Origin of the sequence: Bacillus andreraoultii, from assembly GCF_001244735.1 — a bacterium.
Taxonomy (GTDB): domain Bacteria; phylum Bacillota; class Bacilli; order Bacillales; family Caldibacillaceae; genus Caldifermentibacillus; species Caldifermentibacillus andreraoultii.
Window position 1 is genome coordinate 1610938 of the sequence record NZ_LN868937.1, and the last position, 16027, is coordinate 1626964.

The window sequence follows — 16027 nt, forward strand, 5'->3', positions numbered from 1 at the left end:
ACAATTGATTGAGGTGACATGATTGAATGATACCAACTCTAAATTGTTGTTAATTGATGGGATGGCTCTTTTATTTAGATCTTTTTACGCAACAAGTTATACAGGACAATTTATGTATAATGATGAAGGGATTCCGACAAACGGTGTAAATGGTTTTTTAAGGCATCTATTTACAGCCGTTAATCATTTTCAGCCAACACATGTAGCCGTTTGCTGGGATATGGGGAAGAAGACGTTTCGTAATGAATTATACCCAGATTATAAAGGAAATCGACCTGCACCTCCGAGCGAATTAATACCGCAATTTGATTTAGCAAAAGAAGTGACCGGAGCTTTTTCCATACCAAATATTGGCGTACCGGGATTTGAGGCCGATGACTGTTTAGGAACTATTGCGAGCGAGATGAAAAATAAAGCAGAAGTAGTCATAGTTACAGGAGATCATGATATACTACAAATTTTAGATAATCATATTTCAGTTGCTTTACTAAAAAAAGGAATTGGTCATTATGATGTAGAAACGAAAGAAAGTTTTATTGAAGAGCACGGTTATCACCCCCAACAGTTTATTGATGTTAAGGGGCTAACAGGTGATACAAGCGATTTTTACCCGGGTGTTCGAGGGATTGGACCGAAAACAGCTGAACGACTGATTCGTGACTTTCATAGTGTCGAGAATATATTAGATTCTTTGCATATGTTAACACCTGGTCAGCGAAAGAAAATTGAAAAAGACCGTGACTCATTAATTCTTTCCAAAATTTTAGCGGAAATTAAATTAGATGTTCCATTAGAGTTTAATATCGAAGACGCTCGAATTTCATTTTTCAGTGAGGATTTGGAAGATAACTTAAGAAGGCTGGATATTAAAGGAATGTCTCGAATCTTAACGATGATTGAGGGATGGCAAGAGGAGAGTTCAATTAGTTAGTACGTATGTCTTAGGCTAGTAGGATAGTATCCATTTTCCAATTTCTCCTTTCCTATACGGATAAGCGTACAAGGAAAGGCTCTAGCAGCTACATCAAAGCCGAAAAACTCTCTTTCTTATCAAGCAAACTCAAGTCTCTCGTTTCGCCTAGAGGAACTGGCGTCCTTATAGTTTTCTTTAAAATTTACGAGACGAAGCATATAAAAATTACTAGGCTTAAAAGATCATTTACTGAATTTGACGTGAATGGGGGATACATTCCCCCTCATTATTTCGTATTTTTCTTTTTTGCCGCATTTTCTAATTTACTTTTTGGATTTTCTGTAAAACCGTCTTGACCGTATCCTTGTGGGTTCACCCCGGGTGCTTTCTTTCCTCGATTTCCGGACATATGTCCTCACCTCCATAAGTTATTATTGATCGATTACATGATAAAATATTTACAAACTTTAATGGAAAATGTTAGATAAAAGTAAAGAAGATTTCTAGGGAAATGTGTGAATACTGTTCAAAGGATGATAAAATGAGTGCTGCAAAACAAGCTGTAGGTGAATATATTCAATACTTACAAGGCAAAGGTTTTCCTTTTAAAGAGGATGCGATTGGTTTTATTTATTTTGGTATGGAGTATACAAATGCAGATGAACATTTAGTACAAATCGCTATTGAGATTACGTTAAAAGTGCAAAAGAAATTCGATGGCAGTTTTTATTTATCACTGTTAGAATCATTAAAGAGCGAAAATATTAATAGTAAGAGTAAGGCTTATCATTATGTAAAACAGCGACATCTACTTTAGCTTATTATAGACATCTGCAAGTGTTTCCACGAAACTTTGTAATTGAAAATGTGAGTGAAAAGCCTTAAGGAGAAATCCCTAAGGCACTACATTTCGTTGTTGATTTAGATTACTTTCTCTTGAACGATTTCTTCAACAAGTTTCTTCCGCTTCATTGGTAGTTCAGCTAAAATCATTCCTAGTAAAATGAGTGTGGATCCGATAAGGCCATGTGTAGACATTCTTTCATTGGCGAAAAGATATGCGGTAATTGCTGCAAATACAGGCTCCATTGCAAAGATTAATGCTGTATGGGTTGCAGAAGTATATTTTTGAAAATATGTTTGAACGAAAAAGGCAAATGCGGTTGCAAAGAAACTTGTCACAACTAAAGCGAAAAGTACTTCCCGATTAAATAAAATTTCTGGTTGAATTACTTTTTGCCAGTTTTCAAAAAGGAAAGCGCTGATGCTAGAAAATAGAGCAACTGTACCAATTTGTATGACCGTCAGTAGTAATGTAGGGAATTGAGTAGAATATTTACCCGTATAAACAATTTGCATTGCAAAACCGATAGCACAAATAAATACAAGTAAATCACCGATGTTCACTCCACTAGATCCACTCATTGTCATGAAATAAAGTCCGATTGTTGCAATACAAACACCCGTAATTGCATTTAAGCTTGGTTTTATTTTTAAAATGAAAAGCGAGAAAACTGGAACTAGAACAACACTTAATCCTGTAATAAAACCAGCTTTTGAAGAGGTGGTGTCCACAAGCCCAAGCGTTTGAAAGGCATAACCAATAAAAAGCCAAAAACCAATGGCAATACCAGAGAGTAAAAGTTTGTTATTAAATAATTTTAATTCCTTTCTTTTAAATAGAATGAGCCATAAAAAAAGAAAAATTGCCGCAATCGAAAAACGAACTGCATTAAATGTATGTGGTTCCAAAAATAAGATTGCATTTTGAACAACAACAAATGTGGCTCCCCAAATACATGCAACCAACAATAAGGTGAAATCAGCGAAATATGTCTTTTTCACGAATGAACCTCCTCGCTAGTAATTTTTATCGTATCGAAATTCTAGTTTTTATGGATGGCAGCTTTCGCTAACCGATCTGCATGTTGATTTTGTTTGCTAGGGATCCATTTAATAAAAAAAAGATCAAAGCTAGGTATAAATTCGAATGCCATTTCTAATAATGGTTTAAAATTTTCCCTTTTAATAAATTGCTTTTCAACAGAGTCACAAACGATTTTTGAATCGGTGCGAACGGAAATGATTTGATAAGCCTTTTTATGACAGATTTCTAAAGCTTTTATGAAGGCATGAAATTCAGCTTCATGATTATTCATAATGCCTAATGGAATTGAATATTCTTCTAATATATCGTTCCCTTTAATAAAGATTCCAGCACCACTTAATCCTGGGTTACCAGAACTTGCCCCATCAATATAAACTTCAATCATCTTAAACCTCCAATTTTTATGTATAATAAGTGATGTGAATAAAATATGTACCATTCGATTATATTAACAATAATACACAATTGTATATAAAAATCATTTTAACGAATAAATTGTGAGATGAGAAGATGAAATTTAAAATTAAATGGAATTATCAAAATAAAAATAATATCAAAACAACCTTTGTCTCGGATTGGATTGAGAGTGATTCTCTCCTTGAAATGATAGAGGATTTGGAAAAAACGGGGCGCGTTCGTGAGTTGGAATTCGAAGACGAAACAGGTTTAACTTGGAATAAAAAAGAAGTAAATAAGATATTGCAAAAACTTGAACATGAACCTGATGATATTACAATGTTTTTCGATGGCAGTTATCAAAAAGAAACCGGTGAAGCTGGTTTAGGAGTTGTAATTTATTATAAACAAGGGAGTGAATGGGTTCGAGAACGTCTTAATGAGAGGATTGACTTTTTAGAATCAAATAATGAAGCGGAATATGCAGCACTCCATTACGCTTTAAAATATATAACCAATTTACAAGTTGCAAATAAAAAAGTAACGATAAAAGGCGATAGTCAAGGATTACTCATGCAACTTTTAGGTGAATGGCCATGCTATGAGGAAAATCTAAATCGTTGGTTGGATCGAATTGAAAAGCAAGTAGAAAAATTGCATATTTATCCGGCATATGAACTAATTTCTAGAAATGATAATAAAGAGGCTGATCAATTAGCTCGCCAAGCACTACACCGTATAATGATCAATAGCAAACAAAAGATAGGTGATATAAATAGATGAAAAAAGACTTTGCTACACGTGAAAAACGTTCTGAACAAGATAGAATTGAACTATATGATGAAATCGATGAATTATTAACCACATACTGCGATGGATGTTTTGTATTTAACCACTTTAAAAAGGAACAGGGGAGAAGGTATGCTCATCGATTTTGTATTAATCAGTGCACTGTAGGTGTGAAAATAAAGGAAATAGGGAAGAAATTATCGTAAAAAGGCTGGTTAATTTTTACCAGCCTGAATAATTTCATTTATATTTTAAGTTAATTATAATTTAACAACATTCGCTGCTTGTGGTCCACGATTTCCTTCAACGATTTCAAAGGAAACTTCCTGACCTTCTTCTAAAGATTTATATCCATCTCCTTGGATTGCGCTGTAATGAACGAATACATCATTTCCACCTTCAACTTCAATAAAGCCATAACCTTTTTCATTGTTAAACCATTTTACTTTACCGTTTTGCATATTTCTTCCTCCTAAACTCTCCCGACACATTTGTGTCCATAAAAATGAATTATCAAAAAACGATTACAGATACGCATAACGTTTAATGATTAAATTTAATATACAATAAAGCGCATTCATAGTCAAGAAAATTCAGGTATAATATGACGGTTTCTCATATTTTGAGATATAGCAAGTTTTAATTTTACTAAGCAAAAGTTCCTTACTTCTATAAGTCCTTTGGGAATAAACGTGAATGTTGTTTACGAAATTGAACTATAGTAAAATGATATCAATATGGGATGAGTAATCTGGAGGTTAGAAAATGCCTACACCAAGCATGGAAGACTATATAGAGCAGATTTATTTATTAATCGAGACAAAAGGCTATGCTAGAGTATCTGATATTGCCGAAATGTTATCCGTACATCCCTCATCGGTAACAAAGATGGTTCAAAAATTAGATAAAAGAAATTATTTAGTTTATGAAAAATATCGTGGTCTCGTTTTAACAACAAAAGGGAAAAAGATGGGGAAGCGTTTAGTATATCGTCATGAACTGTTGGAAAAATTTTTAGGAATAATTGGTGTTGCGGATGAAAATATATATAGGGATGTCGAAGGAATTGAACATCATTTAAGTTGGGACGCAATTGATCGCATTGGTGATTTAATCCAGTACTTTGAAGAGAATCCTGAACGTGTACGGGAGTTAGAGCTTATTCGAAACCAATTGGAGGAGTAAAGCTTTTAATCTCCTCTTTATTTTTACCATTTTATAAAAATAAGTATAAAGACTCATTTAGAAAATAGGAGGGTAATTATCAAAATATTGGTCAGTGGAGTTCATCGCTTGAATAATAAAAGGTTGTTCAAAGTCATTTGTTTCAATGATTTTAGCTCCAACAATTTCACCTTGTTCAATTGCCTCCATCGCTTTTAAGTAAGAAATTACTCGCCCAGTCGACGTTTTAAAGCTTATAATGTCACCTTTATAATTCTTGTCAACAGCAATGATTTCTTCCATATATTTCACCTCATTCTATAGTTTTCCCAAAATATTAAAAGTCATTCGACTTTACGTAATAAATTTTTCGCGAACAATTAGAAATATTTATTAGAAGATGCTGTAATGGTAGAATATACATAATTGATAATAGAGAAAACTTTTATACAAAGGATGATACGATGTTCGATCCAACTGCATATGAAAATATTAAAGTCGTGTTCGAGGGACTCATTTATGATCAAGACCTAGAAGGGAACATAATAATAATTGAAAGAAATGATATTGTAAATTTAGCTGATTTGTCAAGAGCGTACAATATCACTTTTATTCATAAACGAGATCGTAAACAATTGCTAAAAGTTAAATTGGAATTGAATTCAAATTTTAAACAAATTGCTTCGGAGTGGATGCCGATGACAACCGTTCCAGGAGTAAGTGTTTCTATTCAGTTCATGATAGAAAATAATATGGATGAAATATTAAAGAAGCGAATCGCAAAATTGTTCAAGCAATTCCCAGGGCAGGAATATCATGTAGATAGGTTTAAACAAGTATATATGGATGAACGAACGATTTTTCATTATATTGTAACAAAGTATGAGCTATTGACAGAAGATACGATAGAAAAAATAGATCCACTCATTGAACAGACTATATCAGTTACGGATTTGTTATTTCAAATGATACAACGATAAAGTAAAAACTTGTATAAAATAAAGATTAGATTAGAAAGTGGTATGGTGAAACATGCGTATTTTAACGGCAAATAATATAGAAAAATCTATTGGCGACAAACGTTTATTTAAGGATATTTCGTTTGCTGTAGGTGAAAAGGAAAGAATCGGTTTAATTGGTGTGAATGGTACGGGAAAATCAACTTTATTAAAAATTATTGCTGGTTTAGAAGATATGGATCAAGGGAAATTTACAATGCCTAACGATTACACCATTTCTATCTTACTTCAAGAACCACAATTAAATGAGAAATTAACGATTTTAGAGCAAGTACTTTCAACAGATACCGCTTTAAATCAAACGGTTCGCTCCTATGAAAAGGTCATTTCGGAATTAAAAGATGAGCCCGAAAATGAAAAATTGTTACATCGATTTTTTGAGTTACAAAATAAAATGGATCATTTAGGTGGTTGGGACGTTAGTTCTCGAGCAAAAACAATGTTAACAAGGTTGGGCTTGTATGATTTTAATATAAACGTAGGCCAGTTGTCTGGTGGACAAAAAAAGCGGGTTGCATTGGCGGAAGTTTTAATGAATGATACAGATTTACTATTACTAGATGAGCCGACGAATCATCTTGATTACAGCATGATTGAGTGGCTTCAAGATGAGTTAAAAAAACTTACAGCTTCAATATTATTTGTTACCCATGATCGATATTTTTTAGATGCTGTAGCTAATCGAGTTTTTGAGTTGTACCAAGGAAGTCTCTATTCGTATAAAGGGAATTACGCTGATTACTTAGAGGCAAAAGCGGTTCGAGAAGAAGAGACAGAACGTCAAAAAGAAAAAAATAATAATTTATATCGTAGAGAACTTGCATGGGTAAGAAGAGGTGCACAAGCTCGTTCCACAAAGCAAAAGGCAAGAATTCAACGTTTTGAAAAACTAGAAGATGAAGTAAAAAATAAAGTTGATAATCAAAATTTAGACATAGCAATGATTGGATCTCGACTTGGGAAAGACGTCATTGAATTCAAAAATGCCAATAAGTCATTTGGAACAAAAAAAATACTAGACCAATTTCAGTTATTAGTAAAGCCAAATGATCGCATCGGTATAGTCGGAAAAAATGGAAGTGGAAAATCAACATTACTCAATATGATTGCAGGTAAAGATCGATTAGACGATGGTGATATTTCCATTGGTCAGACAGTTAAGTTAGCGTATTATACACAAGATGCTATTGATATGAACGTAAATAAACGAATGATTGAATATATTCGTGAAGCTGGTGATGTCATTCATACGAAAGATGGTCAAACAATCACTGCTGCACAGATGCTTGAACGTTTTTTATTTCCAATGAATACCCACGGGACAATAATTCGAAAGTTATCTGGTGGTGAAAGAAGACGTCTATACTTGTTAAAATTACTTATGGAAGAACCAAACGTTTTACTATTAGATGAACCAACGAATGACTTAGATACTGAAACCTTAACAGTGTTAGAACAATTTTTAGAAGACTTTTCAGGAGTTGTAATAACTGTATCTCATGACCGGTATTTCTTAGATAAAATTTGTGATGAACTACTTATATTTGAAGGCAACGGAAAAATTGAGAAATATTTCGGTAGTTATTCAGATTATCTCATACAGGCTAACCAAAAGATTGAACAAGTGGACCAAAAAGCTGTAGAGAAGAAACCGAGACAAGTTGAAACTCAACCGACGAAAAAGAAACTGACGTACATGGAAAAGAAAGAATGGGAAGAGATTGATGGGATCATTGCGAAAACAGAAGAACGGATTGCAGAAACGAGAAAGGAAATGGAAATAGCAGGAAGTGATTTTACTAAATTACAAGTTCTAATGGAAGAAGAACAAAAGCTGAATAAAGAACTCGAACATTTAATTGATCGATGGTCGTATTTGGCTGAAATCGTCGAAGATTAACTTATAAAGTTAGGTCTGATGTCGGATAAACACTGAGACCTAGCTTTTTTAGGGTATAAAGAAAGTACAAACTTTTTAGCATAGATAGAAGTAAAAAGTTCCCAATTTCTACTGTCCTATACGTATAAGTACACGATGACCGCACAGCCGAAAAATTTTTTTTGGTGAACTTTGAGCTCTTATTCCATCTAAGATTTGAGCCTTGAATTTTCTTTAATTGTAGAAACGGCAACTTTAGGTCGTATTTTTTGCCTACAAAAATGATTCGAGTTAAGATGATAGAAAGAATGTTGAAAGTGGGTGAATAAATTAATGAAAATAAAGTCGATTGAACCAACACCGAGTCCAAATACGATGAAAATCATTTTAAATGAAGAGTTACCATCAGGGACAAGGAATAATTATACAAAAGAACAGAGTGATGAGGCGCCTGAAGAAATACGTGCAATCATTCATATAGATGGTGTTAAAGGTGTTTATCATGTGGCAGATTTTTTAGCAGTTGAAAGATATCCAAAGGCAGATTGGAAAGATATATTACCACAAGTGCGTTATTCACTCGGAGAAGTAGAACAACAAAATCGTGAAATTGAGATGAAACAGAATGATCACTTTGGGGAAGTCCAAGTTTACGTGCAAATGTTTAAAGGAATACCAATGCAAGTAAAATTAACGGATGGTCATACAGAAAAACGTGTTGCATTACCGGAACAATTTGTTCAGGCAATTACAAACGCTCAACTTCCAGATGACAATATCGTTTTTTTAAGAAAATGGGTAGACAAAGGTGTTCGTTACGGGGACTTTGAAGAAATTGGCCATACGATTGTGGACGAAATGATAGCAACATATCCCCAAGAACGGCTAGATGCTCTTGTTCATTCGGCATTGAATCCAACGAATGCGCCGGTTCAAAAAAAATATAGGAAAGTAACTTTACAAGATTTAGATCATTCTGATTGGAAAAAGCGATATCAAATTCTTGAACAAATGGAAGAACCGACATTAGCCGATTTACCTGTACTTGAGAAGGCGCTGAATGATGAAAAACCATCGATACGTAGACTAGCTGTCGTCTATTTGGGGATGATTGNGATTTTACTAAATTACAAGTTCTAATGGAAGAAGAACAAAAGCTGAATAAAGAACTCGAACATTTAATTGATCGATGGTCGTATTTGGCTGAAATCGTCGAAGATTAACTTATAAAGTTAGGTCTGATGTCGGATAAACACTGAGACCTAGCTTTTTTAGGGTATAAAGAAAGTACAAACTTTTTAGCATAGATAGAAGTAAAAAGTTCCCAATTTCTACTGTCCTATACGTATAAGTACACGATGACCGCACAGCCGAAAAATTTTTTTTGGTGAACTTTGAGCTCTTATTCCATCTAAGATTTGAGCCTTGAATTTTCTTTAATTGTAGAAACGGCAACTTTAGGTCGTATTTTTTGCCTACAAAAATGATTCGAGTTAAGATGATAGAAAGAATGTTGAAAGTGGGTGAATAAATTAATGAAAATAAAGTCGATTGAACCAACACCGAGTCCAAATACGATGAAAATCATTTTAAATGAAGAGTTACCATCAGGGACAAGGAATAATTATACAAAAGAACAGAGTGATGAGGCGCCTGAAGAAATACGTGCAATCATTCATATAGATGGTGTTAAAGGTGTTTATCATGTGGCAGATTTTTTAGCAGTTGAAAGATATCCAAAGGCAGATTGGAAAGATATATTACCACAAGTGCGTTATTCACTCGGAGAAGTAGAACAACAAAATCGTGAAATTGAGATGAAACAGAATGATCACTTTGGGGAAGTCCAAGTTTACGTGCAAATGTTTAAAGGAATACCAATGCAAGTAAAATTAACGGATGGTCATACAGAAAAACGTGTTGCATTACCGGAACAATTTGTTCAGGCAATTACAAACGCTCAACTTCCAGATGACAATATCGTTTTTTTAAGAAAATGGGTAGACAAAGGTGTTCGTTACGGGGACTTTGAAGAAATTGGCCATACGATTGTGGACGAAATGATAGCAACATATCCCCAAGAACGGCTAGATGCTCTTGTTCATTCGGCATTGAATCCAACGAATGCGCCGGTTCAAAAAAAATATAGGAAAGTAACTTTACAAGATTTAGATCATTCTGATTGGAAAAAGCGATATCAAATTCTTGAACAAATGGAAGAACCGACATTAGCCGATTTACCTGTACTTGAGAAGGCGCTGAATGATGAAAAACCATCGATACGTAGACTAGCTGTCGTCTATTTGGGGATGATTGAGGATAAAAAGGTTCTTCCCTATATTTATAAAGGTTTGAAAGATCGAACGGTAACGGTAAGAAGAACAGCTGGCGACTGTCTGAGTGATTTAGGATTTATTGAGGCGCAAGATGAAATGATTAACGCCTTGAAAGATAAAAGTAAAATTGTTCGCTGGAGAGCAGCAATGTTCTTATATGAAACTGGTGATGAAAAGGCCCTACCAGCATTAAAAGCGGCGGAAAATGATTCAGAATTCGAAGTAGCATTACAAATTAAAATGGCAATTGAAAGAATTGAAGGAGGAGAAGTTGCGAAAGGATCTGTTTGGAAACAAATGACAGAAGCACGAAAACAAAACTAAAACAAGTAGCTTTGCAACTGAATGGAATTAATTGTAAAATATAAATGATTCATATAAATAGGTTGGATAAATGTATAAGGAGGTTTTTCATAATGTCGATGGCTTATGAAGAATATATGCGGCAACTTGTTATGCCGATGCGAGAAGAATTAGTCAGTGCAGGATTTCAAGAGTTAAAGACCGCTTTAGATGTTGAACAATTTATAGAAAATGTGAATGGAACGACATTTGTTGTTGTTAATTCTGTATGTGGTTGTGCTGGTGGTCTTGCACGGCCAGCTGTCACTTATGCAGTCCAGAATTCTGAGAAAAAGCCAGATCATTTGGTTACTGTTTTTGCCGGTCAAGATAAAGAGGCGACTGCGAAAATGAGAGAGTATTTTGTTGGCATTGAACCTTCATCTCCATCAATGGCTTTATTAAAAGGGAAAGAAGTTGTTCATTTTATCCCAAGGCACGAAATTGAAGGTCATACAGTTGAAGAAGTTGTTGATAATATTTTAACAGCATTTGCAGACCATTGCTAAATAAATCGTTTTTTTAGAGCTCGTTTCAAGTATAGACAACCTAGCTTGAAAACAGCTCTTTTTTTCTTTCCCAATTCATTTTTGATAGATACGAACAAAATACGAAATGAAATGATATCCTGTTTAAAACCGTTAAATAATTAAATAAACTGCTTACATTCTTATAAAAATTTAAGTATAATAGAAACATAGAAATTGTTAGAAAAGAGGTTCCATGAATGAAAAATAAATGGATGAAGAAAGCATTCGTGGCACTGGTTACAACTTTAACATTTGGAATGGTTACTCCTTTTCAAACAATCCAGGCCGAGAATAATTCTATTGATCACCCTGAAAAAAATGATTTCATAGGTTCAGAATCGAACGCCGGAAAAGAATATCTTAAGTATACTTACGGAACGCCAATAAAAGGACAAGTTTTATCACCACAAGAATATTTTGTGAAGCAAGCAATTCAAATCGGTGAAGAGCAGTCATGGAAGAAATTTGGAGATAAAATTGGTCCGGTCATTGAAGATGAATTCCAACAAATCATTTTACCGAAAATCGAAAGGGCCATTACAGATGTCTCCAAGCAATTTACAGATGAAGACTTTGCTCAATTAGCAATATCTGAAGGTAACGGGAAGGGGCTAAGTGAAAAAATCTTCCACATTTATAATGAAAAAACAGGAAAAGATGTTATGCGGTTTCATGTGCGACGTGATTTACGTCCACTTGAAGGTTATTGGTTTAATTTCCATTATCATACGTATCATGATGATTTTCAGACCCATTACGAACTTGGTAATATTTTTTGGGATAAGAACACACCTCCAAAATGGGCAAATTAAATCTTACTTACAGGAAACAGGCGCATACTTGTTAAAGTATGTGTTTTTTTCCACGCTCGTCGTTTCCTATAATTGTTACATCAATTATTCATAATTCAATAGACTTTCATGTTATAATAATATCGTCTTAGCCTATTCAACTGAAGGGTTCCTTTATAGTAAGGGGTGAAGTATATCATGAAGCATCCAAATAAATCCCTTATTGTATTCATGTTAGTCGTTCTTTTTTGCAAAAGTTCGGCAGCAACATTTGATTATATCTTTCTGAAAGACGTGGTTAGTAAACAATTAGACCAAAATATAAATATGAATAAAGACGGAAAATTTCATCGATTATTCTCCTACCTAATGTAAATCAGATTCCTTCTGAAGTTCTACCAATGATTAATTAAATAAATCTACTCCCTAAATCCCTTTTATATAAAAAAATAATCGGATTAAGATTTATTTCTTTATCGGTAGATTGACAGATACACCTATGAATGAAAAATTAAGAGGGACTACACCAAGAGGTTATCTAGACGCAAACGTAACATGGAATACGGTTCCGGGATCAAGTAGAGGGAAAATGTTTTTTGTAAAGATTGGTGCATATGAAAAAGGACACATTCATGATTCGATTCATTTAGTTTTACATGAATTAGCCCATTCGATAGATCGAATTGTTTTCAATAGAATAAGAGATAATCCGTATTTTTTATCTATATGGAAACTTGAAGTGAAAGATGTATTCGGCGATAATAATTATTACTAGTCGAATCCAGAAGAATACTTTACAGAAATATTTGCTTTATTTTATGCTAATAATGAATCCAACCAATTGCTAAAAATACGAGCACCGAAAACTTATGAGTATATTAGAAGATTAAAGTAAAAAAGGTGGTTTTTCGATGGAACAATACTTAGAATTATGTAGACATGTATTAGAAAATGGCGTTAAAAAGGAAGATCGGACTGCTACAGGAACAATAAGTGTTTTTGGATATCAAATGCGATTTGATTTGCAAAAAGGATTTCCTCTGTTAACAACAAAAAAAGTACATTTAAAGTCTATTATCCATGAACTATTATGGTTTATTCAAGGGGATACGAACGTGAAATATTTACAAAATAATGGTGTTCGTATTTGGAATGAATGGGCTGATGAAAATGGTGATCTCGGTCCAATATATGGTCACCAGTGGCGTTCATGGAAGGGAGCAGATGGCAAAGAACATGATCAATTAAAAGAATTGATTGAGCAAATTAAAACGAATCCAAATTCAAGAAGATTAATTATTAATGCTTGGAATGTTAGTGATATTGATAAAATGGCTTTACCTCCATGTCATACTTTATTTCAATTTTATGTTGCAAACGGTAAACTTTCATGTCAATTATACCAACGTTCAGGAGATTTATTCCTCGGAGTTCCGTTTAATATTGCCTCCTATGCATTATTAACGATGATGATTGCACATGTATGTGATCTTGAACTTGGTGAATTTGTGCATACATTTGGTGACGTTCATATTTACGCTAATCATATTGAACAAGTAAAATTACAATTAACGAGAGAACCGAAACAATTACCGAAAATGATACTAAATCCAGAAGTGAAAAATATTTTTGATTTTAAATATGAGGATTTCACGATAGAAAACTATGATCCACATCCAGCCATTAAAGGGGTAGTTAGTGTATGATTTCTTTTATCGTTGCAATGGATGAAAATCATCTTATTGGAAGCAATAACAATTTGCCTTGGACTTTACCTGATGATTTGAAAAGGTTTAAAAAAATTACAATGGGCCATCCAATTATTATGGGAAGAAAAACGTATGAATCAATTGGTAAACCTTTACCAGGACGTGAAAATATTATCCTAACGAGAAATAAGGAGATGTCTTTTGACGGATGTACGGTTTTCCATTCAAGTCATGATTTGATCGATTATTGTTTAAGTCAATCTGACGAATTTTTTGTTATAGGCGGTGCTGAGGTATTCAAGCTTTTCATTCCATATGTGAACAAGCTTTATATAACAAAAATATATAATGAGTTCTTAGGTGATGTTTATTTTCCTGAACTGGACTGGTCAAAATTTCAACTTGTTTCAAAAGAAAAAGGAATGAAAGACGAGAAAAATCCGTATGACTATGATTATATACTTTATGAAAAAGTGACAGAATAGTTAGTTGGGAGTAGGGGATTTACATGTGGAGAAAGTGACTTTAACAGAGAATAGTCAATAGTACGATTTAACTTCAAATATGGGTGTTCTCAAAATATTTCGAACGATATTTAGTAGAAGCCCCTACTATTTTATAAAAAGGATAGTCTTAAAATATTTTTAATGAGGATGTGCATGTTATGACGATAAAAATCGTAACAGACTCAACGGTCGATTTATCAAATGAAGAAGCAAATGAACTAGGAATTCACATCATCCCTTTACAAATTCATCTAGACGGTAAAACATATTTAGACCGTGTAGATATTACTCCTTCTGAATTTATGGAAAAGATGAAAATGAGCGAGGAATTACCGAAAACATCCCAACCATCAATTGGAGCTTTTACGAAAATCTATGATGAATTGACTGAGGACGGGAGTGAAGTATTATCAATCCATTGCTCCGAACCATTAAGTGGTACGGTACAAACAGCCCGTTCCATTGCTCAACAATATAATGGGAAAGTGACAGTCATAGATTCTAAGTATATTTCCAAAGGACTTGCGTTTCAAGTAATTGAGGCATGTAAATTGGTCAAGTTAGGTAAATCTATGAAAGAAATATTAGACCGATTAAATGAAGTACGGAATTCTACAACATTATTTGTTGTCGTTGATACGTTAGAAAACCTTGTAAAAGGAGGGCGTATTGGAAAAGGAAGAGCATTAATTGGTTCTTTATTAAATATTAAGCCGATAGCTGGTCTTAAAGACGGTGCTTATGATCCGATTTCGAACGTCCGCAATCATAATCAAGTTGTGAAACAATTAGTTAAACATTTTAAAGAAGATGTTGATGGGAAAATCATTAAAGGAATCGGTCTTGCACATGCGGATGGGTTAGAGCTTGCGACGAGATTAAAAACAAAATTGCAAGAACTCTACGGAAATATTGAAATCCCTATTGTAGAAACGACTCCAATCATTAGTACACATACAGGTCCTGGAGCAATTGGTTTTACATACTATGCTGAGTAATGGTTGCCAATGATTAAGTCAATCTACTTGAAATGAATAGTTAAAAAGTTGCCCCCTAATTAGTTCGAGATACTAGTTGACTGTTTAGATAATATTCTTTATATTTCCATTTGTTAGGCGAGTCTGTTACAATATTGGTCAAGAACAAAGGGGGGGCGAGATTTGCGCAAAGTTTTTTATTTCGTAGCAATAATCGTTATTTTGTTAGTAGGTTGTTCAGCAAAAACAATTGAAAACCGAGTCGACTGGCCAATTGAAGACTTTGAATTTACCGATCATAACGGGGAACGTTTTTCTTTATCTGACTTAGAAGGAAAAGTATGGATAGCAAATTTTATATTCACAAACTGTAACACGGTTTGTCCACCAATTACAGCAAATATGGCTCGTATTCAAAAGATGATTGAAGATAATGGTTGGAAAGATGTTGAATTAGTCTCGTTTAGCATCGATCCAGAAATAGATAAGCCAGAAGTTTTAAAAGAATTCGCTTCTAAATTTACAGATAATTTAACGAATTGGCATTTCCTCACGGGCTATGTCCAAAAATATATTGAACAGTTCGCCAAAGATAATTTTAAATTTTATGTGTACAAACCTGAAAATGAAGAACAGGTAAACCATGGGACAGATATGTTTTTGGTTGATGAGCATGGTACCGTTGTAAAATACTACTCTGCCATTGATGTCCCATATGATGTTTTAAAAAGTGATATTGAAGTATTGCTTGATGAAAAATAAACATGCAGTCATCATAATGCCTGCAT

The 16027-nt window shown here is 33.8% G+C and carries 20 protein-coding genes and 1 pseudogene; 16 read left to right on the forward strand and 5 right to left on the reverse strand.

Features of this window, described 5'->3' with window-relative positions; all coding sequences use genetic code 11:
* Window positions 1-22 precede the first annotated feature (22 nt).
* Window positions 23-931, forward strand: coding sequence for a 5'-3' exonuclease (locus tag BN2144_RS12870; protein WP_042337928.1), 909 nt, complete (start codon window positions 23-25; stop codon window positions 929-931).
* 268 nt (window positions 932-1199) lie between these two features.
* On the opposite strand, the gene sspL is transcribed toward BN2144_RS12870, so the two are convergent.
* Window positions 1200-1322, reverse strand: a complete 123-nt coding sequence (sspL, locus tag BN2144_RS12875) for a small, acid-soluble spore protein L (protein ID WP_033828661.1) — start codon at window positions 1320-1322, stop codon at window positions 1200-1202.
* Window positions 1323-1454: 132 nt separating this feature from the next.
* Here sspL and BN2144_RS12880 point away from each other — a divergent pair, with 132 nt between their 5' ends.
* Window positions 1455-1730 carry a DUF6123 family protein gene (locus tag BN2144_RS12880; protein ID WP_033828662.1) on the forward strand — a complete coding sequence of 92 codons (276 nt, stop codon included), beginning with the start codon at window positions 1455-1457 and terminating at the stop codon, window positions 1728-1730.
* Between the two features lie 104 nt (window positions 1731-1834).
* Here the strand turns inward: BN2144_RS12880 and BN2144_RS12885 are convergent, their stop codons facing one another.
* Both BN2144_RS12885 and BN2144_RS12890 read right to left on the reverse strand, forming a co-directional pair.
* On the reverse strand, window positions 1835-2758 hold the full coding sequence (locus BN2144_RS12885) for a DMT family transporter (RefSeq protein ID WP_033828663.1): 924 nt from the start codon (window positions 2756-2758) through the stop codon (window positions 1835-1837).
* A gap of 41 nt (window positions 2759-2799) precedes the next feature.
* Window positions 2800-3186 carry a reverse transcriptase-like protein gene (locus BN2144_RS12890; protein ID WP_033828664.1) on the reverse strand — a complete coding sequence of 129 codons (387 nt, stop codon included), beginning with the start codon at window positions 3184-3186 and terminating at the stop codon, window positions 2800-2802.
* A gap of 125 nt (window positions 3187-3311) precedes the next feature.
* Between BN2144_RS12890 and BN2144_RS12895 the strand changes: the two genes are divergently transcribed.
* Window positions 3312-3980 carry a reverse transcriptase-like protein gene (locus BN2144_RS12895; RefSeq protein WP_033828665.1) on the forward strand — a complete coding sequence of 223 codons (669 nt, stop codon included), beginning with the start codon at window positions 3312-3314 and terminating at the stop codon, window positions 3978-3980.
* A complete protein-coding gene (locus BN2144_RS12900; protein ID WP_033828666.1) occupies window positions 3977-4192 on the forward strand; it encodes a zinc-finger domain-containing protein in 216 nt (71 codons plus the stop codon). Before BN2144_RS12895 ends, BN2144_RS12900 begins: the two co-directional genes overlap by 4 nt.
* Window positions 4193-4246: 54 nt before the next feature.
* On the opposite strand, the gene cspD is transcribed toward BN2144_RS12900, so the two are convergent.
* Window positions 4247-4447, reverse strand: a complete 201-nt coding sequence (gene cspD, locus BN2144_RS12905; protein WP_033828667.1) for a cold-shock protein CspD — start codon at window positions 4445-4447, stop codon at window positions 4247-4249.
* A 304-nt stretch (window positions 4448-4751) separates the two neighbouring features.
* On the opposite strand from cspD, the gene mntR reads away from it, so the two are divergent.
* On the forward strand, window positions 4752-5171 hold the full coding sequence (gene mntR / locus BN2144_RS12910; protein ID WP_033828668.1) for a transcriptional regulator MntR: 420 nt from the start codon (window positions 4752-4754) through the stop codon (window positions 5169-5171).
* A 57-nt stretch (window positions 5172-5228) separates the two neighbouring features.
* Here the strand turns inward: mntR and BN2144_RS12915 are convergent, their stop codons facing one another.
* Entirely contained in the window at window positions 5229-5453 is a 225-nt protein-coding gene (locus tag BN2144_RS12915; RefSeq protein ID WP_033828669.1) for a DUF3892 domain-containing protein, read from the reverse strand.
* Between the two features lie 161 nt (window positions 5454-5614).
* On the opposite strand from BN2144_RS12915, the gene BN2144_RS12920 reads away from it, so the two are divergent.
* The 11 genes and pseudogenes from BN2144_RS12920 to BN2144_RS12970 all read left to right on the forward strand — a co-directional run bounded on the left by BN2144_RS12920 (window position 5615) and on the right by BN2144_RS12970 (window position 16001).
* Window positions 5615-6130, forward strand: coding sequence for a hypothetical protein (locus BN2144_RS12920; protein WP_050632307.1), 516 nt, complete (start codon window positions 5615-5617; stop codon window positions 6128-6130).
* Window positions 6131-6182: 52 nt separating this feature from the next.
* A complete protein-coding gene (locus BN2144_RS12925) occupies window positions 6183-8069 on the forward strand; it encodes an ABC-F family ATP-binding cassette domain-containing protein (RefSeq protein WP_033828670.1) in 1887 nt (628 codons plus the stop codon).
* Between the two features lie 312 nt (window positions 8070-8381).
* A complete protein-coding gene (locus tag BN2144_RS12930; protein WP_050632308.1) occupies window positions 8382-9188 on the forward strand; it encodes a virulence factor in 807 nt (268 codons plus the stop codon).
* Between the two features lie 395 nt (window positions 9189-9583).
* Window positions 9584-10708, forward strand: a complete 1125-nt coding sequence (locus BN2144_RS12935) for a conserved virulence factor C family protein (protein ID WP_033828671.1) — start codon at window positions 9584-9586, stop codon at window positions 10706-10708.
* Window positions 10709-10800: 92 nt separating this feature from the next.
* Window positions 10801-11235, forward strand: a complete 435-nt coding sequence (locus tag BN2144_RS12940) for a BrxA/BrxB family bacilliredoxin (protein ID WP_033828672.1) — start codon at window positions 10801-10803, stop codon at window positions 11233-11235.
* A 218-nt stretch (window positions 11236-11453) separates the two neighbouring features.
* Window positions 11454-12068, forward strand: coding sequence for a YpjP family protein (locus BN2144_RS12945; RefSeq protein ID WP_033828673.1), 615 nt, complete (start codon window positions 11454-11456; stop codon window positions 12066-12068).
* 436 nt (window positions 12069-12504) lie between these two features.
* Window positions 12505-12942: pseudogene (locus BN2144_RS20780) on the forward strand (anthrax toxin lethal factor-related metalloendopeptidase).
* Between the two features lie 16 nt (window positions 12943-12958).
* Window positions 12959-13753, forward strand: coding sequence for a thymidylate synthase (locus tag BN2144_RS12955; RefSeq protein WP_033828674.1), 795 nt, complete (start codon window positions 12959-12961; stop codon window positions 13751-13753).
* Window positions 13750-14241, forward strand: a complete 492-nt coding sequence (locus BN2144_RS12960; RefSeq protein ID WP_033828675.1) for a dihydrofolate reductase — start codon at window positions 13750-13752, stop codon at window positions 14239-14241. The genes BN2144_RS12955 and BN2144_RS12960 overlap by 4 nt, the downstream gene beginning before the upstream one ends.
* A 179-nt stretch (window positions 14242-14420) precedes the next feature.
* Window positions 14421-15260 (forward strand): DegV family protein, encoded by an 840-nt coding sequence (locus BN2144_RS12965; RefSeq protein WP_033828676.1) that lies wholly within the window; start codon window positions 14421-14423, stop codon window positions 15258-15260.
* Between the two features lie 162 nt (window positions 15261-15422).
* Window positions 15423-16001 (forward strand): SCO family protein, encoded by a 579-nt coding sequence (locus BN2144_RS12970; RefSeq protein ID WP_033828677.1) that lies wholly within the window; start codon window positions 15423-15425, stop codon window positions 15999-16001.
* Window positions 16002-16027 lie beyond the last annotated feature (26 nt).

What these genes read in the sequence shown, in the direction of transcription:
- BN2144_RS12900 (WP_033828666.1), top strand. Translation starts at nt 3,977, where the DNA reads ATGAAAAAAGACTTTGCTACACGTGAAAAACGTTCTGAACAAGATAGA.
- BN2144_RS12955 (WP_033828674.1), top strand. Translation starts at nt 12,959, where the DNA reads ATGGAACAATACTTAGAATTATGTAGACATGTATTAGAAAATGGCGTT.
- BN2144_RS12880 (WP_033828662.1), top strand. Translation starts at nt 1,455, where the DNA reads ATGAGTGCTGCAAAACAAGCTGTAGGTGAATATATTCAATACTTACAA.
- BN2144_RS12940 (WP_033828672.1), top strand. Translation starts at nt 10,801, where the DNA reads ATGTCGATGGCTTATGAAGAATATATGCGGCAACTTGTTATGCCGATG.
- BN2144_RS12895 (WP_033828665.1), top strand. Translation starts at nt 3,312, where the DNA reads ATGAAATTTAAAATTAAATGGAATTATCAAAATAAAAATAATATCAAA.
- mntR (WP_033828668.1), top strand. Translation starts at nt 4,752, where the DNA reads ATGCCTACACCAAGCATGGAAGACTATATAGAGCAGATTTATTTATTA.
- BN2144_RS12915 (WP_033828669.1), bottom strand. Translation starts at nt 5,453, where the DNA reads ATGGAAGAAATCATTGCTGTTGACAAGAATTATAAAGGTGACATTATA.
- BN2144_RS12890 (WP_033828664.1), bottom strand. Translation starts at nt 3,186, where the DNA reads ATGATTGAAGTTTATATTGATGGGGCAAGTTCTGGTAACCCAGGATTA.
- sspL (WP_033828661.1), bottom strand. Translation starts at nt 1,322, where the DNA reads ATGTCCGGAAATCGAGGAAAGAAAGCACCCGGGGTGAACCCACAAGGA.
- BN2144_RS12965 (WP_033828676.1), top strand. Translation starts at nt 14,421, where the DNA reads ATGACGATAAAAATCGTAACAGACTCAACGGTCGATTTATCAAATGAA.
- BN2144_RS12925 (WP_033828670.1), top strand. Translation starts at nt 6,183, where the DNA reads ATGCGTATTTTAACGGCAAATAATATAGAAAAATCTATTGGCGACAAA.
- BN2144_RS12920 (WP_050632307.1), top strand. Translation starts at nt 5,615, where the DNA reads ATGTTCGATCCAACTGCATATGAAAATATTAAAGTCGTGTTCGAGGGA.
- BN2144_RS12960 (WP_033828675.1), top strand. Translation starts at nt 13,750, where the DNA reads ATGATTTCTTTTATCGTTGCAATGGATGAAAATCATCTTATTGGAAGC.
- BN2144_RS12945 (WP_033828673.1), top strand. Translation starts at nt 11,454, where the DNA reads ATGAAAAATAAATGGATGAAGAAAGCATTCGTGGCACTGGTTACAACT.
- BN2144_RS12935 (WP_033828671.1), top strand. Translation starts at nt 9,584, where the DNA reads ATGAAAATAAAGTCGATTGAACCAACACCGAGTCCAAATACGATGAAA.
- cspD (WP_033828667.1), bottom strand. Translation starts at nt 4,447, where the DNA reads ATGCAAAACGGTAAAGTAAAATGGTTTAACAATGAAAAAGGTTATGGC.